The 20,278-nt window shown below is 35.6% G+C and carries 15 protein-coding genes and 1 riboswitch; of the genes, 11 read left to right on the forward strand and 4 right to left on the reverse strand.

Annotated elements, in window-relative coordinates; translation table 11 throughout:
- Positions 1-60: 60 nt before the first annotated feature.
- From BAOM_RS05125 to BAOM_RS05135, 3 genes are all read right to left on the reverse strand, one after another.
- A complete protein-coding gene (locus tag BAOM_RS05125) occupies positions 61-933 on the reverse strand; it encodes a DUF1259 domain-containing protein (RefSeq protein WP_127759341.1) in 873 nt (290 codons plus the stop codon).
- Between the two features lie 497 nt (positions 934-1,430).
- Complete coding sequence (locus tag BAOM_RS05130) at positions 1,431-2,756, reverse strand: RNA-guided endonuclease InsQ/TnpB family protein (RefSeq protein ID WP_257467696.1); 1,326 nt, start codon at positions 2,754-2,756, stop codon at positions 1,431-1,433.
- Positions 2,757-3,117: 361 nt separating this feature from the next.
- Entirely contained in the window at positions 3,118-3,390 is a 273-nt protein-coding gene (locus BAOM_RS05135) for a hypothetical protein (protein ID WP_127759343.1), read from the reverse strand.
- A 962-nt stretch (positions 3,391-4,352) separates the two neighbouring features.
- Here BAOM_RS05135 and BAOM_RS05140 point away from each other — a divergent pair.
- The 8 genes from BAOM_RS05140 to BAOM_RS05175 all read left to right on the forward strand — a co-directional run bounded on the left by BAOM_RS05140 (position 4,353) and on the right by BAOM_RS05175 (position 15,936).
- Positions 4,353-5,099: a hypothetical protein gene (locus BAOM_RS05140; protein WP_127759344.1), complete on the forward strand. Its 747-nt coding sequence runs from the start codon at positions 4,353-4,355 to the stop codon at positions 5,097-5,099.
- 304 nt (positions 5,100-5,403) lie between these two features.
- Complete coding sequence (locus BAOM_RS05145; protein ID WP_127759345.1) at positions 5,404-6,669, forward strand: hypothetical protein; 1,266 nt, start codon at positions 5,404-5,406, stop codon at positions 6,667-6,669.
- A gap of 391 nt (positions 6,670-7,060) precedes the next feature.
- Positions 7,061-7,942: a mechanosensitive ion channel family protein gene (locus BAOM_RS05150; RefSeq protein ID WP_127759346.1), complete on the forward strand. Its 882-nt coding sequence runs from the start codon at positions 7,061-7,063 to the stop codon at positions 7,940-7,942.
- Positions 7,943-8,217: 275 nt separating this feature from the next.
- Positions 8,218-8,400: a hypothetical protein gene (locus tag BAOM_RS05155; protein ID WP_127759347.1), complete on the forward strand. Its 183-nt coding sequence runs from the start codon at positions 8,218-8,220 to the stop codon at positions 8,398-8,400.
- 321 nt (positions 8,401-8,721) lie between these two features.
- Positions 8,722-10,650: a 3'-5' exonuclease gene (locus BAOM_RS05160; RefSeq protein ID WP_127759348.1), complete on the forward strand. Its 1,929-nt coding sequence runs from the start codon at positions 8,722-8,724 to the stop codon at positions 10,648-10,650.
- A gap of 250 nt (positions 10,651-10,900) precedes the next feature.
- Positions 10,901-11,821, forward strand: a complete 921-nt coding sequence (locus BAOM_RS05165) for a DUF5655 domain-containing protein (RefSeq protein WP_127759349.1) — start codon at positions 10,901-10,903, stop codon at positions 11,819-11,821.
- A gap of 172 nt (positions 11,822-11,993) precedes the next feature.
- Positions 11,994-14,897, forward strand: a complete 2,904-nt coding sequence (locus tag BAOM_RS05170; protein WP_127759350.1) for a DEAD/DEAH box helicase — start codon at positions 11,994-11,996, stop codon at positions 14,895-14,897.
- Between the two features lie 40 nt (positions 14,898-14,937).
- Positions 14,938-15,936 (forward strand): HNH endonuclease, encoded by a 999-nt coding sequence (locus tag BAOM_RS05175; protein WP_127759351.1) that lies wholly within the window; start codon positions 14,938-14,940, stop codon positions 15,934-15,936.
- A gap of 46 nt (positions 15,937-15,982) precedes the next feature.
- Here the strand turns inward: BAOM_RS05175 and BAOM_RS05180 are convergent, their stop codons facing one another.
- Complete coding sequence (locus BAOM_RS05180) at positions 15,983-16,378, reverse strand: (deoxy)nucleoside triphosphate pyrophosphohydrolase (RefSeq protein ID WP_127759352.1); 396 nt, start codon at positions 16,376-16,378, stop codon at positions 15,983-15,985.
- A 337-nt stretch (positions 16,379-16,715) separates the two neighbouring features.
- Between BAOM_RS05180 and BAOM_RS05185 the strand changes: the two genes are divergently transcribed.
- From BAOM_RS05185 to BAOM_RS05195, 3 genes are all read left to right on the forward strand, one after another.
- Positions 16,716-17,552: a protein-glutamine gamma-glutamyltransferase gene (locus tag BAOM_RS05185; RefSeq protein WP_127759353.1), complete on the forward strand. Its 837-nt coding sequence runs from the start codon at positions 16,716-16,718 to the stop codon at positions 17,550-17,552.
- A 206-nt stretch (positions 17,553-17,758) separates the two neighbouring features.
- A riboswitch (cyclic di-AMP (ydaO/yuaA leader) is annotated at positions 17,759-17,901 on the forward strand.
- Between the two features lie 343 nt (positions 17,902-18,244).
- On the forward strand, positions 18,245-19,579 hold the full coding sequence (locus BAOM_RS05190) for a TrkH family potassium uptake protein (protein ID WP_127759354.1): 1,335 nt from the start codon (positions 18,245-18,247) through the stop codon (positions 19,577-19,579).
- A gap of 25 nt (positions 19,580-19,604) precedes the next feature.
- Positions 19,605-20,264 carry a potassium channel family protein gene (locus tag BAOM_RS05195; protein ID WP_127759355.1) on the forward strand — a complete coding sequence of 220 codons (660 nt, stop codon included), beginning with the start codon at positions 19,605-19,607 and terminating at the stop codon, positions 20,262-20,264.
- The last annotated feature ends 14 nt before the right edge of the window (positions 20,265-20,278 follow it).

Consider the following 20,278-nt stretch of genomic DNA (forward strand, 5'->3'; position numbering starts at 1 on the left):
TTATATTGAAATTTATAGAACGAACTAATGCGAACAGTGCCTGGCACTGTTCGCAAGTCTCTACCTTTTCGGCCGAACTTCTTTAGTAGTCAAGACACGTAAAGCGTCTCGAACTTTTTTTGCAAAGAGGATTGGCTCATCAATCGATTCAAAGTGCATGAACATAAGCCTAGGTTTATCAAATAACCAGTGGTTATGAACGGCCGTAACGATAATATCATGTTCACGAAGTTTACTAATAAAGCGGTTTATTTCGGACTGGAGAATAACTGTTTCACCGGTACAAAGGGCTAAACCATCTCTTGTCATGGATTCAAATGTAAACATTTGTGGAATAAGCAGAAAAGACCTTCCGCTCCTGCCGCGAACGACAGGTTTGATATTGGTGCGAGATTTCATCACCATACAAACTCCATTTTCAGCTGTATGCATCGTTCCTCCGAGGATGTCATTAAAATCATCACATAGATTATCTATAGGGATATTAGGATTGTTTGCTCTAGAACTAACCCCTACAGGATGTGTAATCAATACCTCCATAGCATCTCGAACTTTTTTAGCAAACGAGAGCGGACGATCGATCGATTCAAAGTGCATATACATCAGACGCGGTTTATCAAAAAGCCAGTGATTATGCACAGCAGTCACAATAATTCCATGCTTTCGAAGCTTACTCAGGAACGGATTAATTTCTTCTTCTAATATGACAGTCTCGCCTAAACATAAGGCCCTTCCATCTCTATCCATGTTTTCAAATGAAAAAGCTTGTGGAATGAACATAAAGGATTCGGCTTTTCTACCTAATACTACTGGATGAATATTCGTTCTTGAACGAGTCGCTAAACAAACACCATTAACAACACTAGCGGTTGAATCGAGAATCTCCGCGAATTCTTCACAAAGATCAGATGGATTCATTCCGGAACTTTCCATATAAAATACATCTCCTCATCTTTATTAGTAAGTCAGGTTGGAAGGGAGGGCAATTTCGCCAATTAGCTGAATTAAAAAAGAATAATCCATCCTCCTAAAAACCCAAACCATATAAAGCAATGTATGTATTCACACTTTAGAGGTATAGACCCTTACCTAATTTCGAAGTTTAATTCAGCAAAATTAACTAGTATAAGCCCGTATTTAATATAGATAAGCTCTTTGAAAACTAATTTCCATAAGCTGTAAAGAATAAATGGGAAGAAGAGGTGAATTTAATGCAACCTGGTCAATCGCCTTCTACATCTGTACCTTGGGAACAGTGGCATCAAATGTATCCGAATAGAGAGTGCTGACCACTCCCATGGCTAAAGCCAAGGGGTTCTTTCTCACAAATATCCCACTTACCATTTTCTGTAAGAAGAGACAGAGGTGAAACTTAGGTGAGCAACACTTGAGAGAAAAACAGTCTTTCAAGTGGGCAAGGTCTGTGCCGACTACGCCGTTCGACCGGCGATACTTTTTCCTGTTGGGGGCTTGTCCTTAAGAGAGGAATCTCCTTGTTTTTTGGACAAAAAACGCCGATACCAAACAGGCTGTTTAAACACCACAGAAACAAGTGGTTGGACGGCCATCTGATGTTGTTTGCGCGCAATATTTTGAGCACCATTTACATCCCGATGGATTTCTGTTTTGTGAACAGAACAAATAAACGTTCTTCCCTTTGCCCGATGTCTGCCTCCGCAAAACGGACAATCTTGAGATGTATAGCTTTCCTCGGTTTCTGTCACATGGATGCCTTTGATTTTCGCTTTATAGGTGAGTTTTTGTTTGATTTTCCCTTGATTCCACAGGGACAGTTGTTGTCTTCTTACTTGGTTCTGTTTTCGTTTCTTTTGTTCGTTCTTCTTGGTCCCTTTTTCGATGCCTGATACGTTTCCGATGACCAAACGCGTCACTTTTTCTGCTTCCAAAAAGGCGACAATCTCTTTCGTCGTTTTATGTTCCAAGGCTTCGAGTTGATTTTTACTTGTTTGGTGTAGGCGATTTCTGGCACATTTGTACTTTTTCCATTGACGAGACCCTTTTTTACAACGGGACATTTTCTTACTTAAGTCCGCTAAGGCTTTGGAACGAAATTGGGAGATGCTGCGCATCGCACGTCCTGACAGGACAAGGGCTCTATCTTCGGTGGCCACCGCAGCAACCGCATGAATTTCTCCTAGGTCCCCACCTGCCACCTTCTTCTCATACGCGGACAGATCTTGTTCAGGAACTTGAACCGTATAACAAAACCAATATGCTCCGTTCCGCCAGACAATTTCTGCATAGTTACACGCGTCTAAGTTTTCTTCTGATCGATTGGGAATGACGACCGATTGATTGTGCTTTGGAAACTTTTCGTTCCAGTTTTTCTTTTTCTTCTTAGTTAAAAGGTTAGGAAGGGAGAATCTGTAGTCTACTTTTTTAATCGTGATGGTGTCAGTTGAAATGTCCATAGAGGCTTTTTTCAAGGGGATGCAATAATAATATTTTCTTCGCCACGGATACTTAGCTTTTGAATCCGTTTTTCTTAGCTGTCGAATCGTTTCACGGTTGGCCGCATATTTATCCGCGATGGCCTGAACTGTTTGCGAATGAAGGTTGTAGGTTTGTTTTCGAATGGCTTGAATCTCGGTTTTACTTAACCACTTTTTACAAGCAAAATAATAGGAAGTAGCTTCCCTCACGATATCATTCCAAACGGAGGCCGCTTCTCGTTGCATCGTTCTTAATTCTTCGTATAAGCTGGAATCATAGGGTATTTGAAAGGAATGAGTCACAAACAAATCGATTTGCCTCCTTTCTCTTCGACTTACACTCATTATAATAGAACATTCGTTCTTAATGCAAGAGTATATCCTATAAAAAATCGAACCTTTGACGTGTCATCCAACACGCCCGGTTCCACCTCACTTTCATCCCATCCCTAAAGGGGGTGTGAATCACACCGTAATGGGCTTTCTCGTTCAGAAAATCTGTAAAAGTTTTAGCAGTGAAAGCTTAGACAAAAGAATGTTGTTGTTTTTCTAATGACGACGGGGAGAGCGCATGTAGAAAAGCGGGATAAAATACGAAAGAGAACTTTTCTTTTTACTTTTGATTAGTAGAAAGGAAAGTTCTCTTCTTATATAATTCCTTTATTTATACACATTGGAGGATATTATGCTCCTTTAAATGATTTTTTAATTTAAACATAATCGTGTTATAAGCCTCGTGCTTATAGCTGTATAAAAGAGCCGTTTTTAAATTATAGGTGTTGAAGAAGAAGTCGATTTGTTTTTGTACATAACGTGCAATTTGTTCTTGGTAAAATAACTTTCTGTATTGAATTTTCTCAAGAATGTCATCTGTTAGGGAAAAGATAAAATCCAGAATGGAGGATTCCATGCTACCGCAATATTCGTTCACTGTCATAATATATACCCCCTCTTTTGTCAATGGCTTAATGTGAAATTTACATAAACTTTACATTAAATTAATAATATTATTATAATCCAGAAGCCATGAAAGTCAATGTTTTCGGCAAAAGTAGTCAATTTTAGATAAAAAACAACGCAGTTGCTTAATCTCTATAGAAAAGTGCAAGATGACTTTCTCACATCCATGATAAGGAGGAATATTATTCTCCTATTAAGAAAATATATAGTTTCTGTTAATTCCCTCCTTTAAAGTTTTTTTATGCTACTATTTTGATGACATCGTAGAAGAAAAGCCTATTAAAAGAGGGGATGTACATGTTTTTTCCTACTATATTATTAAAAGGATCCAATGTAAGGCATATTGTAAAAGATAAAAATTATTGTGAATGTGGAGAAAAATATCACGTTTACGTCACTTTCACAAGATATGACCTAAAACAAATCACATTTAAACCAGATAACGAGATAACTTGTCCAACTTGTAAACAGCTCGTTCATTAAGGGTGGGGCCGCCCATCCTTACAACTCCTTTGTTCCAACTTCCTTTTTTCCGCAATTAGATAAACGTCTTGCCTTCCTTTTTGATACAGGAGTACCCGTATGGAGAGAATAATTTGAGTATATTGGAATTGTATATCTGGTTAATAGAGTGGAATAATGATAAGTTTGAAGTATGCAAGAAACGAGATTATAGCGAATGTTGCTAGATACTGTTTGCAGAAATTCATTTTGCAGTAGAAGATGTTGTTTTACTAATGGGCAGGCAGTCAAAAAGGCTTGAGATCAGTTGGATCCTGAGTCTTTTTTTCTGCTTTTAATTCTATTACTTCAATGAGGAAAATTTAGAACATTCGGTTTCGTGAACCTTAATACCTGTTTGGAGATTTAATAAAGGATATATTTTTAATTTGTTTTTATAATAAAATAGGACTAAGAGAAGTGAGGGAGATGATGATTATGGGATTTTTAAAAGAACTAGGGAAAGGTGCAGGATCGTTAGTAGGCGGAGTAACAGGTGGTCTTATAAAGGGGATTGGTGAAGCGACAGGATCAACATTCATACAAGAAGTTGGAGACGGGGTGAAAAACTCTACAGAATTTGTAGGTAAACAATTGGGAAATGTAGCGGAAGGTGTTTGGAATGTTGGGAGTGGTTTGGTCACGAAAGACGATCAAAAAATAGATCAAGGCTTTGAGGATGTAGGAGAAGGTGTAGCTAGCACGGCTAAGGCAGTGGGCCAAGGCATTTCAACGACTGTTCAGAACGTAGGTGATGTTGCTGGAGGACTTATGAATGGTGATGAAGAACGATGGAAACAGGGGTTACGCGATGTAGGCAAAACTGTTGCAGTTGGAGCTCTCGGTGTCTCTGTGTTAGATATAGCTGATGTAGTGGATGTTAATGGTAATGAAGGCGGTGCGGAAAGTAATGATAGCAATGGAAACGTGTCGATGGAGCAGCAGCCTGAGTCTCCGCAAGTTCAAACGGCTGCTAGTGATCTAAACACTGTAACTGAACAGGAATACATAACAGTAGAAAATCCGAATGAGCATTCTGTAGAACCACATTGGCGCACATTAGAAAGTGGAGAAACAATCTGGGTAGACGGTGACGGCGATACAAGTGTAGACCGTACAGTTGAACAAGGTGGAGGATGGAATCAAGATAATCCGGATTATCGTATACCGACAGATCGAGCTTGATTGTGGCGAACAGTTCCTACTGTTCGCTAATTACAGTTATATCTTTTTTGTTTACTAAGAAGAATTTCGCCAAATGATGTGATAATTTATCCCAATTCATAGAGAATCTATCCGAATTGATTCATAATCTCGCCAATTATGATTCTGTTCTCTATTTTTTGAAAAGTAACCATTTATTTCATATCGTTGAATGATTAATACAACAGTTTTATGAGAAATCTTTTGTTATAATAAGCTCACATGTTTATCCACTATTGCCTACAATTGCAATATTTAAATAGTGTAAGAGATTAAGGAGGACAAAATGAAGAAATATATTTTTATATTACTATTAGGTTTATTCTTTTTAGCGAATGTGTCAACGACAAACGCAGCAACAATTGTACCAACTATAAAAATTACTTCCCCTGTTGAAGCAGGAGAAACGCAGGTAGACGTAGAGGTTACTAATTTTAACACCGACATGGACGGAGATTTAGTTATTGAAATAGGTGACTATAGGGATCAATGGTGGATTAGTGATACAGTTTCTTTCCACGTTCCTGAGTTGAAAAAAGGAGACCAAATCAATATTTCTTACATAGATGAGAGTGAAGAAGAGACGCTACTTCAAAGTGCAACAGTAGTAGATCCACTACTTCCAAAGTTATCTTTATCCACAGTTTCTAATAAAAATGATTATTTAGAGTACACAATTACAAACTACAATGAGCGTTTCTTAAATGGTGGATTAATTGCAAAGGTTAAAGGAGAAACTTTTGAAAGCTACATAGATAAAAAAACAGGGTTAATTATATTTTATGAACCTTTCAAGGCGGGAACAAAGGTAGAATTATATTATGTGGATCAAAATTATAGGGAATGGTATTTAAAAACGGTAACTGTAGTTGATAAGACGCCGCCAAAAATATCTGTACCATCTATCACTAATCGAACAACAACTTTCAAAGTAACCTCAGAGAAAAACAGCACGGTTTCTTTAAAAATTGGCAAGAAGACGTATAAAGGAAAAGACTTGAAAAATGGTCAATATCAATTTACGATTTCGAAACAAAAAGTCGGAACGAAAATCTTAATTACAGCTGCCGATAAACTTGGAAATAAGCAAACGAAGACAATTACCGTCAAGCTAAAATCAGGTACAATAATTAGTATGAAAGATGTAACAACGAAATCGACTAAAGTAACTGGAACCGTAAAGAAGTGGGAAAAAGGCGATAAAGTAATTGTCCTAATTGGCAAAAAGACATACAAAGGCAGCATAAAGTCGGGCGGTTCCTACTCTGTGACCATCCCTAAACAAAAAGCGAATACTACAGTAAAAGTCCGAGTCATCGATAGCGTTGGCAATGTTCTAGATACTGATTCTACAAGAGTGTACACAACCAAATATGTTGAAATTGGTATGACGAAGAAAGAAGTGTTAAACACACAATGGGGAGCGCCAGACGATAAAAATATCACGATTGATAGTTGGGGCACATGGGAACAGTGGATTTACTACTACGGTGAATATGATGCACAGTATTTATATTTTTCAAATGGTAAGTTAGTATCGATTGATTACTAGACAGTATGTGAAAAAGTGTATTTTTGAGTAAATTAATTTACTTGGAAATGCGCTTTTTTTTGAAGAATTTGAACTAGTCTATTTTCTAAACTAATTAACCTTTATATAACAGATAAGGTATCACTTCTTAGTTTCCGGCATGTTTATATTCATTGGAAGCTTGATTTCTCTTTGAATAGTGGATTTTGTTTATCTTTTTTAGGTGCGAAGGTTAAATTAAATATATAATTCCATTTAGGTATTGGTTTGATTTTGGAGGAATAGGGGGGATGTTAAGTATACCAAATGTGAAATATGAGTCAAAAACTTTAGTAATTGGTTAACTGAGGTTCCGTCCCCAAAGTACTCTAATACTATAAAAAGTCAGAGGACAGAAGAATGAGGTGAATTTGTGAATTTTTTAACGTTTAGCGAAAATATTTTAGAATACATCAACGAATTTTTACTTGTAAGAATCATCATCTTAGCATTTATTTTTTTGGTGATTTCTTACATCATAAATAAAACTGTAGATTTGTTTTTTCGAAAATTTCATTTTTGGGATGAAGAAGTAGAGAAAACTATTCAAGGGGTAATACGTTCTTCTTTAAAGTATATGTCTATAACACTCCTTGTTCTATATTTAATCGGGCAATTTATTGATATCAAAGCGATACTTGCTGGAGCAGGAATTCTAGGGGTCGTCATCGGATTTGCAGCACAGCAGCTGTTAAAAGATATTTTATTGGGCACCGTTCGGTTAACGGATAATGAATTTCGTGTTGGCAACTTTGTAACATTTAACGGAACTAGTTCAGGGACAATTGAGGAAATCGGCATTCGCTTTATGCAAATTAGGGAATGGTCAGGTAAATTGCTGACTATTCCCCATGGAGAAATTAGGACCATTCAGAATTTTAACAAAGGAAGAATGCGTGTAATTGAGCGAATTACAGTCGGCTATCAAGAAGATCCACGCCGGATTAAGGAATTGTTAGAAGCAGTATGTAAAGTTTGTAATGAAAAATATAGCGAAAGTTTATTGCTGCTGGAAGACGGAACACCCGAAGAAGCATTTCAATATGTCGGCATTACGGATTTGAATCCGAATTTTAAATACGTTGGATATGAATTTTGTGTGGTGGGTCTTGTAAAGCCTGAAGAATACTTCGAAATTTCACGAAAAGTTAGATTTGAAATGATGTCTTTGTTTTATGATCATGGTGTACAAATGCCGGCATCTAACTTGTTATTTCAAGGTGAGACAGGAACTGTCCAAGCTTCAGACAGCTAAACAAAAATCAGTGAATTTTTTAGCGAACAGTGCCAGGAACTGTTCGCTAAATTGCTCTATTTGTTCGTGAGTATAAAAAGGAGATCTCGCTAATTTATAAAGAAATAGGCGATATCCCAACCGTATAAATGGATATATGCAGAAAAGAAAATAGATGTTCATGTTCTTGTCAAAAAGCTTTGAATAACTTGTGTCATATGTCGATTCTCTGTTGATGACTTTGATGAGCGGGTGTATGATTGCCTCAACAAATATCATTATTGGAGATGATCATAATGAATGCTCAAATTGAATATTTTGTTGAACAAATAGAAGCTACTCTTATGTCAGACATCTTTACAGATAATGAACTAGACTTGTACGATATTGCTACGGATTTGATTAGCCACAATGATGGTAAAATGTTTGCCGATATTTGTCAGGCATATGAAGTGGTAAAACATCATTTGCTTGGTTAACATTGTTACTCCTTTCCCTGTTGCTTTTGTGGCAGGGTTTTTTATTTTCTTCAAACTTCTAATGGGTATGGTGGTTAATATATTTTGTAATGCGAATAGTGCTTGGCGCTGTTCATAATGAATGTCATTTCTTAAGTAAAATATTACTTCAGAAATGACATTTTTAATATTTATGGATAAATGATTTTTTAAGAGTCCATTTGCTTCATTGGAGAAAACTTAGTACATATAGGTTTTGTGTGACTAAATACCTAATAATAACCGTGAATTCACTAATTTTATATTATAATAGAATAAAACTATAAAAGGTGGAGTGGAAGGTTGGCGTATACGATACCTGAGACGATTCGGAGTACGGCTACAGCTGGGGAAAGGTTGCTTTTTCGGACGCTAAAGGAGTATTTACCCGATGATTATATTGTGTATTATGAGCCAGAAATCCATGGCAGGAGACCGGATTTTGTTGTAATAGGTCCTGATCTGGGGATATTAGTGCTTGAGGTAAAGGATTATACAAAGAATACATTGTTTCAGTTGAATCAGGATGAGTGGACGTTAGTAACATCTGGAGGAGAACAGACGCAGACAAAGAGTCCGCTAAAACAGGCGAGGGAAAATGTGTTTCATCTTGTTGATTATTTAAAGAAAGATAAGAGTTTAGTTCAATTGGAGGGAAAATATAAATTCCAGTTGAAGTTTCCTTATGGGTTTGGGACAGTATTTACTCGACTTTACCAGAAGGATTTTATTGAAAATGGTTTATACTCTGTGATTGAACCTAATCTTTGTTTGACAAGAGATGAGATTGACCCAGAGAAAGAGGCGTTTTCTGAAGAAAATTTGTTTGAAAAAATTACGAATATGTTTACTGTTCCTTATCGTCTTAGAGAGCCATTAACAAAGGAGGATATGGATGCGATTCGATATCACCTTTTTCCTGAGGTACGTATTAGCGCAGAATATAAGCAGCCTGTCCCTTATCAAGATCAGTTACTGCTTTCTCTTCACGATATTAAATCGATGGATTTACATCAAGAGAATTTGGCTAAACAGATTGGTGATAAAAATCGGTTAATAAGAGGTGTGGCTGGTAGTGGAAAAACGTTGATTTTGGCAAGCCGGGCTAAAATTTTGACGAAAGAGCATCCAGATTGGAAGATTCTCATTCTTTGTTATAATATCTCTCTTGCCCGAAATATTGATCAAATGATTCATCATATGATGAATGAACCAGACAGCCTTTTTGATTTTGATTTTTCTGAGAAGGGTTCTGAAGTAAAAACGGAGTCTCATCATATTACGGTTCGAAATTTTCATTCATGGCTGAAAAATGATTTAAAAATATCGGAGAAAAACATATCTACCATGATCGAAAAATTAAAAAATGGTGAAGCGATTCTTCCTACATATGATGCGATTATGATTGATGAAGGACAGGACTTTGAGTCTGATTGGTTTAGTCTTGTCAGTCAGTTACTTAATCCAGAAACAAAGTCGTTACTACTCGTTGAAGATCGTGCACAAACGATTTATAAACGAAAGCGAAGTTATGTTCAAGACACAGGGCTAAGTTTTAAAGGTCGTTCAAAAATGTTGAGCATCAATTATCGAAATACAGCTCAGATTGTCAAGTTTGCATGGGATTTTTATCAAACTCATTCTTTTTTGAAAAATAAAGTTATTACTCGTGAACATGAAGGTGAGATTATTGCACCGCAAAGCACAAGAAGAAAAGGTGTAGAACCAGCAATTGTGAAGGTTGATAACTTTTTCAAAGAAGCAAAAATTGTTGCTAAACAAATTAAAAAGCTGCATGAACAAAAAAAGGTTCCATTATCAGAAGTGCTTATCTTATACCGAGTAAAGCGGACGTACCAAATAAATTATGTTGATATATTAAAAAGAGCGTTGGGAGCAGAAGGTATTGATTATTATTGGATGACGGAAAGTAACGATACCAAACGAAATTTTAATAAAGATGATGGCAAAGTAAAAATAAGTACAATTGATAGCAGTAAGGGACTGGATTTTCAAGCGGTTTTTATTGTGAATATTGACAATATGCCATTTCTGTTAGAAGAAGATAAGGAACGCGAAGTATCCCTGCTTTACATTGGGATGACTCGTGCGAAGGAATATCTCTGTTTGTCTTATAGTGGGGAATCAGAATTTACGAAATATTTTGATGGTATTTTGGTACAGAGAAAAGAAGACGCAGATAAGAATAAAGTGATTTCGGAAACATTGTGATGGGTCCTAATATGAACATCGAGTAAGCGCCTGATTGTAGAATAATTATTGATATAGGGGAAAGAGGTTCAAATGGAACAAAAAGAATTTATGGATAAACAAAATCAATTAGAGGTAGTAGGTAATTATATATTACACAAATGTTAGGTGAGTAGTTAGTTTTGTGTACGGTGTAGTGTAGGGGATCGTATATGTATTTTAACTGAAGGTGAAATAATGGTAAAAATCAAATGAATAGAAGGATGGTTCTATGGGTGATATCAAACTTTTTCGTCTAAATGGTAATAACGTGGAAGAATTGACAGGTCAATCTGTTGCATTAGAAAAATCCTTACAAACGATAATTGAACGTCATTTAGAAACGTTTTTAGGGGTGCGTTTTTTAGCGTCTGAATATGTTACGGGAAAAACGCATGGAGGTAGAATTGATACTCTGGGTATAGATGAAAATAATTCTCCTACAATTATTGAATATAAACGTTCACTTAACGAGAATGTAATAAATCAAGGGTTGTTTTATTTAGATTGGCTACTTGACCATAAAGCTGAATTTGAATTAATGGTTATGCGTAAGTACGGAAATGAAGTTTCAGACGTGATAGATTGGAGTAGCCCGCGTTTACTTTGTATTGCAGGTGGCTTTACAAAATACGATGAGCACGCCGTACAGCAAATAAATAGAAATATTGAATTATACCAATATAAGCATTATGAAGATGGCATGCTGTTACTTGATTTAGTTAATGCTACTGCCGCGCAAACAATCCAATATAGTAATGAAACTGTAACCAGCACTAATATCAATAACACAAAGGTAAAAACAGTATCCGATTATTTAGAGCAAGCTAATACCAACATAACTGATCGATTTGAAATGCTAAAAGCTTATCTAATGGCATTAGGCGATGATGTACAAATGAAGGTATTGAAGCATTACATAGCTTTTAAGCGAATTAAAAACTTTGCCTGTGTAGAAATTCATCCTCAAATAGGTAAAATTCTTCTTTATCTAAAAGTTGATCCTGATGAAATTATTATAGAAGAAGGCTTCAGTCGTGATGTACGAAACATTGGTCATTATGGTACAGGTGATTTAGAAATAAATATTTATTCAGATGAACATTTAGAAAAAGCCAAGCAGTATATTAATATGAGTTATGATAGAAGTTAGTTGAGGAATAATAGTGAAGCTTGAATGATTATTTTTTTGTTAATTATCATTAAAATGAAAAAGAGGTAGTTAAAAAATAGAAGAACTTGTACAAGTTCCACTGAAAAACATTTGGTTTCCAATATTGTGAGTATTATTTTAACATAAATAACTGTAAATGAATGGTGAGATTATGGAAAGTTTTATTCGAAATTTAGAAGCATCTATATATAAGGGATTTATCGACCAACAGTATCATACAGCGGGAAGTTATAGGCCTAGGCTATTAGTTAATAATGTGGAACAAAATGAAACCGTCTTAACTTCATTGCTAGAAGAGCTTGATAATAGCGAGTCTTTTATTTTTTCAGTCGCATTTATTACGGAAAGTGGTCTTGCTACGCTTAAATCTCATTTTCTAGATTTAAAGCAAAAGGGGATTAAAGGACGTATTTTAACATCGACATTTTTATATTTTAATCAACCTAAAGTTTTTAGGGAACTAATGAAGATTAAAAATGTAGAAGTGAGATTGACAAATGTAAAGGGTTTTCATTCGAAGGGCTACATATTTAACCACAAAACGCATTATTCATTAATTGTTGGGAGCTCCAATTTAACTGCACATGCGTTGAAAGTAAATTATGAGTGGAATGTGAAACTGACCTCGCATGAAAATGGAGAAATTGTTCATCATTTCAAAAATCAGTTTGAAGAAGTGTGGAAAGATGCTCAACTATTGACTGAAGAATGGATCGAAAGTTATGAACAAACATACACACAAGTTATAGACAGTAAGGTAATGGATCGGATAGTAGAATTACCAGCCCAATACCAGAGCAATTCTATTGTAGATGCTCTGAAAATTGTGCCAAATAAAATGCAACAAGCAGCATTACAAGAAATTCAGGCTATTCGTGACGCTGGTAAAGATAAAGGATTAATCATTTCAGCGACAGGAACGGGTAAAACCTATCTAGCAGCATTTGATGTGAGACGTTTTGCTCCTAAACGCATGTTATTTATTGTTCATCGAGAGCAAATATTACAGAAAGCAAAATCAGACTTTAAGAGAGTTCTTGGTGGGCCTGATCAAGACTTTGGAATTTTATCAGGTTCTAATAAGCAAGTAGATGCTAAGTACTTATTTGCTACGGTTCAGACTATTTCAAAAGAAGAAACACTAAAGCAATTTGCCCATGAAGCATTTGATTATATCTTAATAGATGAAGTTCATAAAGCAGGTGCTAGATCGTATCATAAAGTGATTGATTATTTTAAACCTAAGTTTTTTATGGGGATGACGGCTACACCTGAGCGAACAGATGATTTTAATATATATGAATTATTCGATTACAATATTGCTTATGAAATTCGATTACAAGAAGCACTTGAAGAAGATATGCTTTGTCCTTTTCACTATTTTGGGGTAACAGACTTTGAATATAATGGAGAGACAATAGATGATACTACAGTTTTATCGAGGCTTGTTGATGAAGAACGTGTAAGTCATATAATTGAAAAGATTTTATACTATGGTTTTTCTGGTGACAAAGTAAGAGGGTTAATATTTTGCAGTCGAAAAAAAGAAGCGGAAGAACTAGTTCCTTTATTGAATGCAAAAGGTTTTCGTACGGTTGCATTAACTGGCGACGATTCGCAAGAGGAAAGAGAACTTCGGGTAAATCAATTAGAAAACGGAATGCTTGATTATATTTTAACGGTAGATATTTTTAATGAGGGGATCGATATCCCAAGCGTTAATCAAGTTGTTATGTTAAGACAGACTCAATCGAGCATTATTTTTATCCAGCAGCTTGGGCGGGGACTTCGTAAGCATGAATCGAAAGATTTCGTTACGATTATAGATTTTATCGGCAATTATAAAAATAACTATTTAATTCCAATTGCTCTATCTGGGGATAAATCGCAAAACAAAGACAATATACGCAGAAATATGAAGGATACAAGTTATATTAAAGGTATCTCAACGGTTAACTTTGAAGAAGTAGCAAAAAGACAAATCTTTAAGGCGATTAATAACAGTAATTTAACGGAAATGAAAATCTTAAAAGAAGCCTTTGTTGAGTTGAAAAATAGAATAGGGAGGATCCCCTATTTATATGATTTTGTAACCAATCATTCCATTGACCCCATTGTTATTGTAAATAAATATTCAAACTACCACCAATTCTTATTGAAAGTGAAAGAAGTGGTTCCTACATTAACAGATTATGAGAATAAAGTTTTGACAATGTTGTCATTAGAAATATTGAATGGCAAACGTAAACATGAAATTATTTTGTTGGATATATTGTTATACGAAAAAAAAGTTGAATATAACGAATATCTCAACCTGTTAAACGAAGCCAATTGTCAAGTAGATGACGCAACAATAGCTTCAGTGCAGCACATTTTGGATTTGTCATTTTTCACACAAACACAGAGAGTCAAATATGGAGAAAAATCAATTATCACTTTGCATGAAGATCAATATTTTAACTTTAATGAAGCGATTAGAGAGAGTCTGCATTCAAATCATTACTTTAAAAAGATGATGATCGACATTATTCAAAGTGCGAAAGAAAAGAACAAACGATATTCATGTAATAGGCCTCTTATGTTGTATGAAAAATATACAAGAAAAGATGCCTGCAGGCTCTTGAATTGGAAGAATGATGAAAGCTCAACGATTTATGGCTACAAAACAAAACACCATACGTGCCCAATCTTTATTACATACCATAAAAATGATGAGGTAGAGTCTAGTGTGGCCTATGGAGATGAGTTTCTAAATCAAGACGTTCTAAAATGGTATACAAGAAGTAATCGAACACTGCAATCCGAAGAAGTTAAAAAAATTATTGAAGCAAAAGAAAATAATATTGATGTTCATATCTTTGTAAAAAAGGATGATGATGAAGGAAGCGACTTTTACTACTTAGGTAAGGCTAGCCCAGATGAAAATACAGTTCGACAAACTGTAATGAAAGATAAGAACGAGAAAGAAATTCCAGTTGTCCATATGAACATGGTTATGGAGCAAAGCGTTGATAGTAAGCTTTATCATTATATCAAGAATGGGGACATTGATTGAATAAATCAGTTTTTTAAATCATTAGATAAGGTGAAGTGCCATGAGCCATAAACTGCAAGTAGGAGAAATGAAAACTGAATATTTAACTGATCAAGATATTTGGAGTCATTTTAATTTTATCTTCTCTAGTAAATCAAAAAATTCGACTACATATAAGTTTGTGTTAATCAAGTCGTTGCTTGAAAATTTGTATAACGTAAACGAAAAGCTAGAGCTGTCTTATGATATCTTATTTAGCAGTTTTTCAAAAATTTATTGGAACTTGGTTATTCATCATAATCTTAATCAAATTAATATGATAGGAAAGAAAGCGGAAGTTCAAAATGTGCTTGGGGCCATTCAATCTTGTTATCAAATTCCTAATACATTAGTTTTTGATAAGCTTTCTTCAGAAATTCAAGTGCAGGTCATTATTAAAGTGAAACGAAAGTGCAAAATCAATGTGATGGGTGCATTATACGGTGATACGGATTCTACTCTTTATGATTTTAATAATAAAAAGGAATATATACGAATCAATCCTTCTTATTATTCATTTATGCAACGATTTCAGAGAATACTTCACTATTTAACGAATTATCAGCTTGCTCTTTTCTTGGAGAAATTTAATAACGAAGGAGATACAACGAATTTGCTATTGAAAGTAGAGAATGTTTCCAAAAGGTCTTCCTTAGATCAATTTTATCAAGTGTTGGAATCGTTTTATGATGGGAAATGTTTTTATTGTGGAAAAGTAATTAAGAAAAAAGCAGCAGCGCATGTGGATCACTTCATTCCGTGGAGTTTTGTGCAGAACGATCAGTTATGGAATTTAGTCATTGCCTGTAGCACGTGTAATCTCTCGAAAAATGATAAGTTAGCCTCTGACTACTTCTTGGAAGCTTTAATCGATCGAAATGAAGAATTTTTGATGCAGTCCGATCTCTTTCAAAGAGAGGATATGCGGGTGTATAGTGAAAAGAAGTTGGAAGATCTTTATAAATATTCGATTAATAATGGTTTTACGGATATTTGGGTGCCGAAGAGGATTATATTATAGATGTTAAATAAATTTAAGGGGAAAATAGTCTTCTCAGAAGAGAGGACTATTTTTTTATTATTAATTCCTCCACCGCCGGAACATCCGCAGGAGCCCACTTAAGTGAACTTAAATTTTCACGTTTCAACCAAATCAGTTTGGAATGCTCTTTTGGAATAGGTGTGCCTTCTACAATTGTACATTTCATGCAAATTAAAGTAATGATAAACGTATCATATTCATGCGTGTTTTCATTAAACACATCATTCGCTTTAATTTTGCACCCTAGTTCTTCGGCTATTTCTCTTTCGATAGCAGAGGGAAGGTCTTCTCCTTGCTCGACTTTTCCTCCTGGAAACTCCCACATGTTAGGAAGGCTCATATTGGGCGATCTTAATGCACAAAGAATTTCATTTTCCTTATTTTCAATAATAGCAGCTACTACTTTGACGGCTTTTTTCATGGAATCCTCCTGTATAGTGTTAATGACATTACTATCATACCATTTAATTTGTTAGTAGCTTAGAGGAAAGTCTGTAGTGAGCAACCATACTTTACATGCCAACTACAGAGATTTTTGAAATTATTTCGAGTCCCGTCCGGACCGCCATATTACTTTTTAAAAATCATTTGGCTCAGTAGCTCAGTCGGTAGAGCAAAGGACTGAAAATCCTTGTGTCGGCGGATAGAGATTATCGGAAATTTAGATTAGGATTCTTACCCTAGGTGATACACATTAAAACGAATCCTCAATACACTAAATAATAAGAATGATACTTAAGATTGGAATGAGGGATAGTATGATACAAATATCGGGGATGAATTTTCAACAAAGTAGCATGTGGCCTTCTGGTAGTATGGAAAGTGTAATTGTTCAACAAATGCATGAACATCCGGTCGTTTATTCGTATCAGTCCCTCGATGAGTTATCGTTTGAACTGAAATTACGCAAAAACATCATAGCAAGTGCAAGAGCCATGAATCAAGGTTATGCTCAGTTCGAACCCTTTTCCAAGTCTCGTTGTAATCCCGAATACTGGTATTTGACAAATGTCGGCGGATTCCAACTGAAGCATGGTGTAAGGCCATCTGATGCGATTCAAGACATTTACAACAACAGTGTACTGTATGCGTTTGAATGTGCCACGGCAAAAGTGATTATCTATTATCATGCCGTTTTAAACAGTCTGGGCGAATATGTATTTAATCGGATATTCCAAGACCTCTATTTATACAGTTGGCATGCTGATCCTGAACTCGGCATACAACTGATTAATACGGATTATTTCTTACCCGGAGATGTTGTTTATTTTAATAATCCGGAATTTCATCCAGAAACCCCTTGGTGGAGAGGAGAAAATGCGGTTGTTCTCGAAGATGGTGCCTATTTTGCACATGGAGTAGGAATAGGGACTGCTGAACAAATGATTCAAGCGCTAAATAAAGCGAGAATGCCAGGGAGTACTCAATCAGCCTACCTGACAAATTCGGTCGTAAGACCATCTTTTAAACATTTAGCGAAAATTTCGATGCTTTCACGAAATTATATGACTTATAAAATTCAACATGTCGTCATACACCATAACGAAAGTTCAATTTCAGGTGATCGGTATCGGTTCTATTTTTATTGCAAATGATCAAACTTTATCTTAAATCTACTAATATAACCTTCTTACAAACTATTGAATATCTCAAAACATCTAGAAATATCATGAGAAACAGTGTTTTAGTGTTGTTTTTGGCCAATAATGAACGTATATGGTTTATTTTGGCCATTTTTTGTATATTTAAGGGATTTACAATGCATATATGGCAGGCGTAGAATGATCGCATTAAATCAAAAATTTCATATCGGCCTAATCTCAGAATCATCTGAGAACGGAGGACCCATTATTTTGGGGTTAATTCTGCCATTGTAGAAGGGATGAGAAACTCTTTCGCCATCCTACCCGTCAGCTAACTTCGTCGGTTAAAGCGAAAGGGGGTATAAGACCGCCTTAATTCAGGAGGCTTTTTTGTTGTGTTTAAAACAAAATGGCAGCCTGATATATTTGTAGGTCTTTTTATTATGCCTATAATTAGAGGCTGCTTTGAAAACATATAGCAAAGAAAGCTGTATAGCTTACTAGGCGTTAAATAGAGTAACGAGTACTTAAAAGCTTATTCAATAAGTGAATCGTATTGTTCACCTCAGAGAAAGTATACATCGGTCTTTTTCCATGTTCAGCCCATCTTTATCTTAATAACTGTGGGACAAATATTTAGATACAGTAATGGAAAAAGTAAACTGGATACTAAATTTTTTTATGAGGTCAGTTAGGAGATAACGATGAAAAAAATAAAAGAGGTTAACCCTCCAAAAGTCCTTGTATTAGGTTTTGCAACTGTCATCCTTATCGGAGCCTTTTTATTGACTCTTCCCATTGCCACTGAGGATGGAAAGGGTCTCTCATTTTTAAATGCTTTATTTACTGCTACATCTGCTACATGTGTAACAGGGCTTGTCGTCGTAGATACTGGGGATACATTTTCTATGTTTGGTGAATTGGTCATTTTAACACTCATTCAAATCGGTGGATTAGGATTTATGACATTTGCAACTTTTTTATTTTTGCTGTTAGGTAAAAAAATCTCTTTAAAAGAAAGGCTGCTATTGAAGGAGGCTTTCAATAACGTATCCATTACGGGGCTTGTAAGATTAGTAAAAAGAATATTGATATTCACCGCAGTGATTGAACTTGTCGGTGGGATCATTTTATCGATTCGTTTTTCTTACGATATGCCATTAGGTAAAGCCATCTATTTTGGATTTTTCCATACTATATCCAATTTCAATAATGCCGGTTTTGATTTAATGGGAGAATTTCGGAGTTTAACTCCTTATGTAGATGATCCTATTGTCGTCTTAACCGTATGCGCTCTCATCACACTCGGTGGATTAGGATTTATTGTGATGAACGAACTTTATGAATACCGTAATACTCGCCGCTTATCTGTGCATACGAAGGTAGTATTACTAGCAACCGTTATTCTAACAGTAGGGGCAACCTTGTTAATCTTCATATTTGAATATGGAAATGCTAAGACATTAGGGCCTTTATCCGAAACTGGAAAAGTATTAGGTTCATTGTTTCAAGCAGTGACTCCAAGGACGGCAGGTTCTAATACATTACCAATTGGAGATTTAACACATTCTACTTTGTTCTTAATCACTTTTCTTATGTTTATTGGAGCAGGTTCAGGATCCACAGCTGGAGGAATTAAAATAACGACCTTTGCTGTTTTAGTAGCTACCGTATGGTCTCAAATTAAAGGAAAAGAAGATGTTGTCTTATTTAGGCGCAGAATTGTGACTGAAACGATATTAAAAGCACTGACAGTTGCTTTGTGCGGATTGAGCATTGTTGTATTCATGACTATGGCGCTTAGCATTACAGAACCCGGTCACGATTTTATGATGTATTTATTTGAAGCTACTTCTGCGTTTGGTACAGTGGGACTGTCCATGGGATTAACTCCAGAGCTATCTTCTATTGGTCGTATACTTATCATTTTCACGATGTTTGCAGGAAGATTAGGTCCTTTAACAGTTGCTTTTGCTATTACAAAGAGACGTAAATCAGATACTTTCCGTCATATTAAAGGAAATATAATGATTGGTTAATTAAATTCAGGGAGTGTAGATGGAAATGGCTATAAAACAATATGCTGTAATTGGTTTAGGGAGATTTGGAACAAGTGTAGCTCGAAGACTATATGAGGCTGGACAAGAGGTGCTAGGAATTGATGCAAATGAGGAAAAAGTCGAGGATGCTGAATTATTCGTCACTCATGCAGTAGTGGCTGATGCGACAGAAACGAAGGCACTTAGAGCGATTGGGATAAGCAATTTTGATTGTGTAATCGTAGCCATTGGAAATGATATGCAATCTAGCATTTTAACTGTTTCACTACTTAAAGAGCTAGGGGTTAAAAAAGTCATTGCAAAGGCTCTTGGAAAGCGACATGGGCAGGTTTTAGAGAAAGTAGGGGCTGATTGGATTATCTATCCTGAGAGAGACATGGGAGAACGTGTGGCCAATCAGCTCCTATCACCAAATATGTTGAACTATATTGAGTTATCAAAAGAACACAGTATAGAGGAGATTATGATTCCTTTAAAAATGGCTGAAAAAAGTCTGCGTGACCTTGACATTCGTGCCCAATATAATGTCAGTGTTATTGCTATCGTTAGAGAAGGAGATATTATTATTTCTCCTTCTCCAGATCGTATTATTCACAAGGAAGATTTATTAGTGATGATTGGGAAGAAAGAGGATATTGCTAAATTTGCGAATATAGGACAATAAGCGAACAGTGCCTG

Origin of the sequence: Peribacillus asahii, from assembly GCF_004006295.1 — a bacterium.
Lineage (GTDB): Bacteria > Bacillota > Bacilli > Bacillales > DSM-1321 > Peribacillus > Peribacillus asahii_A.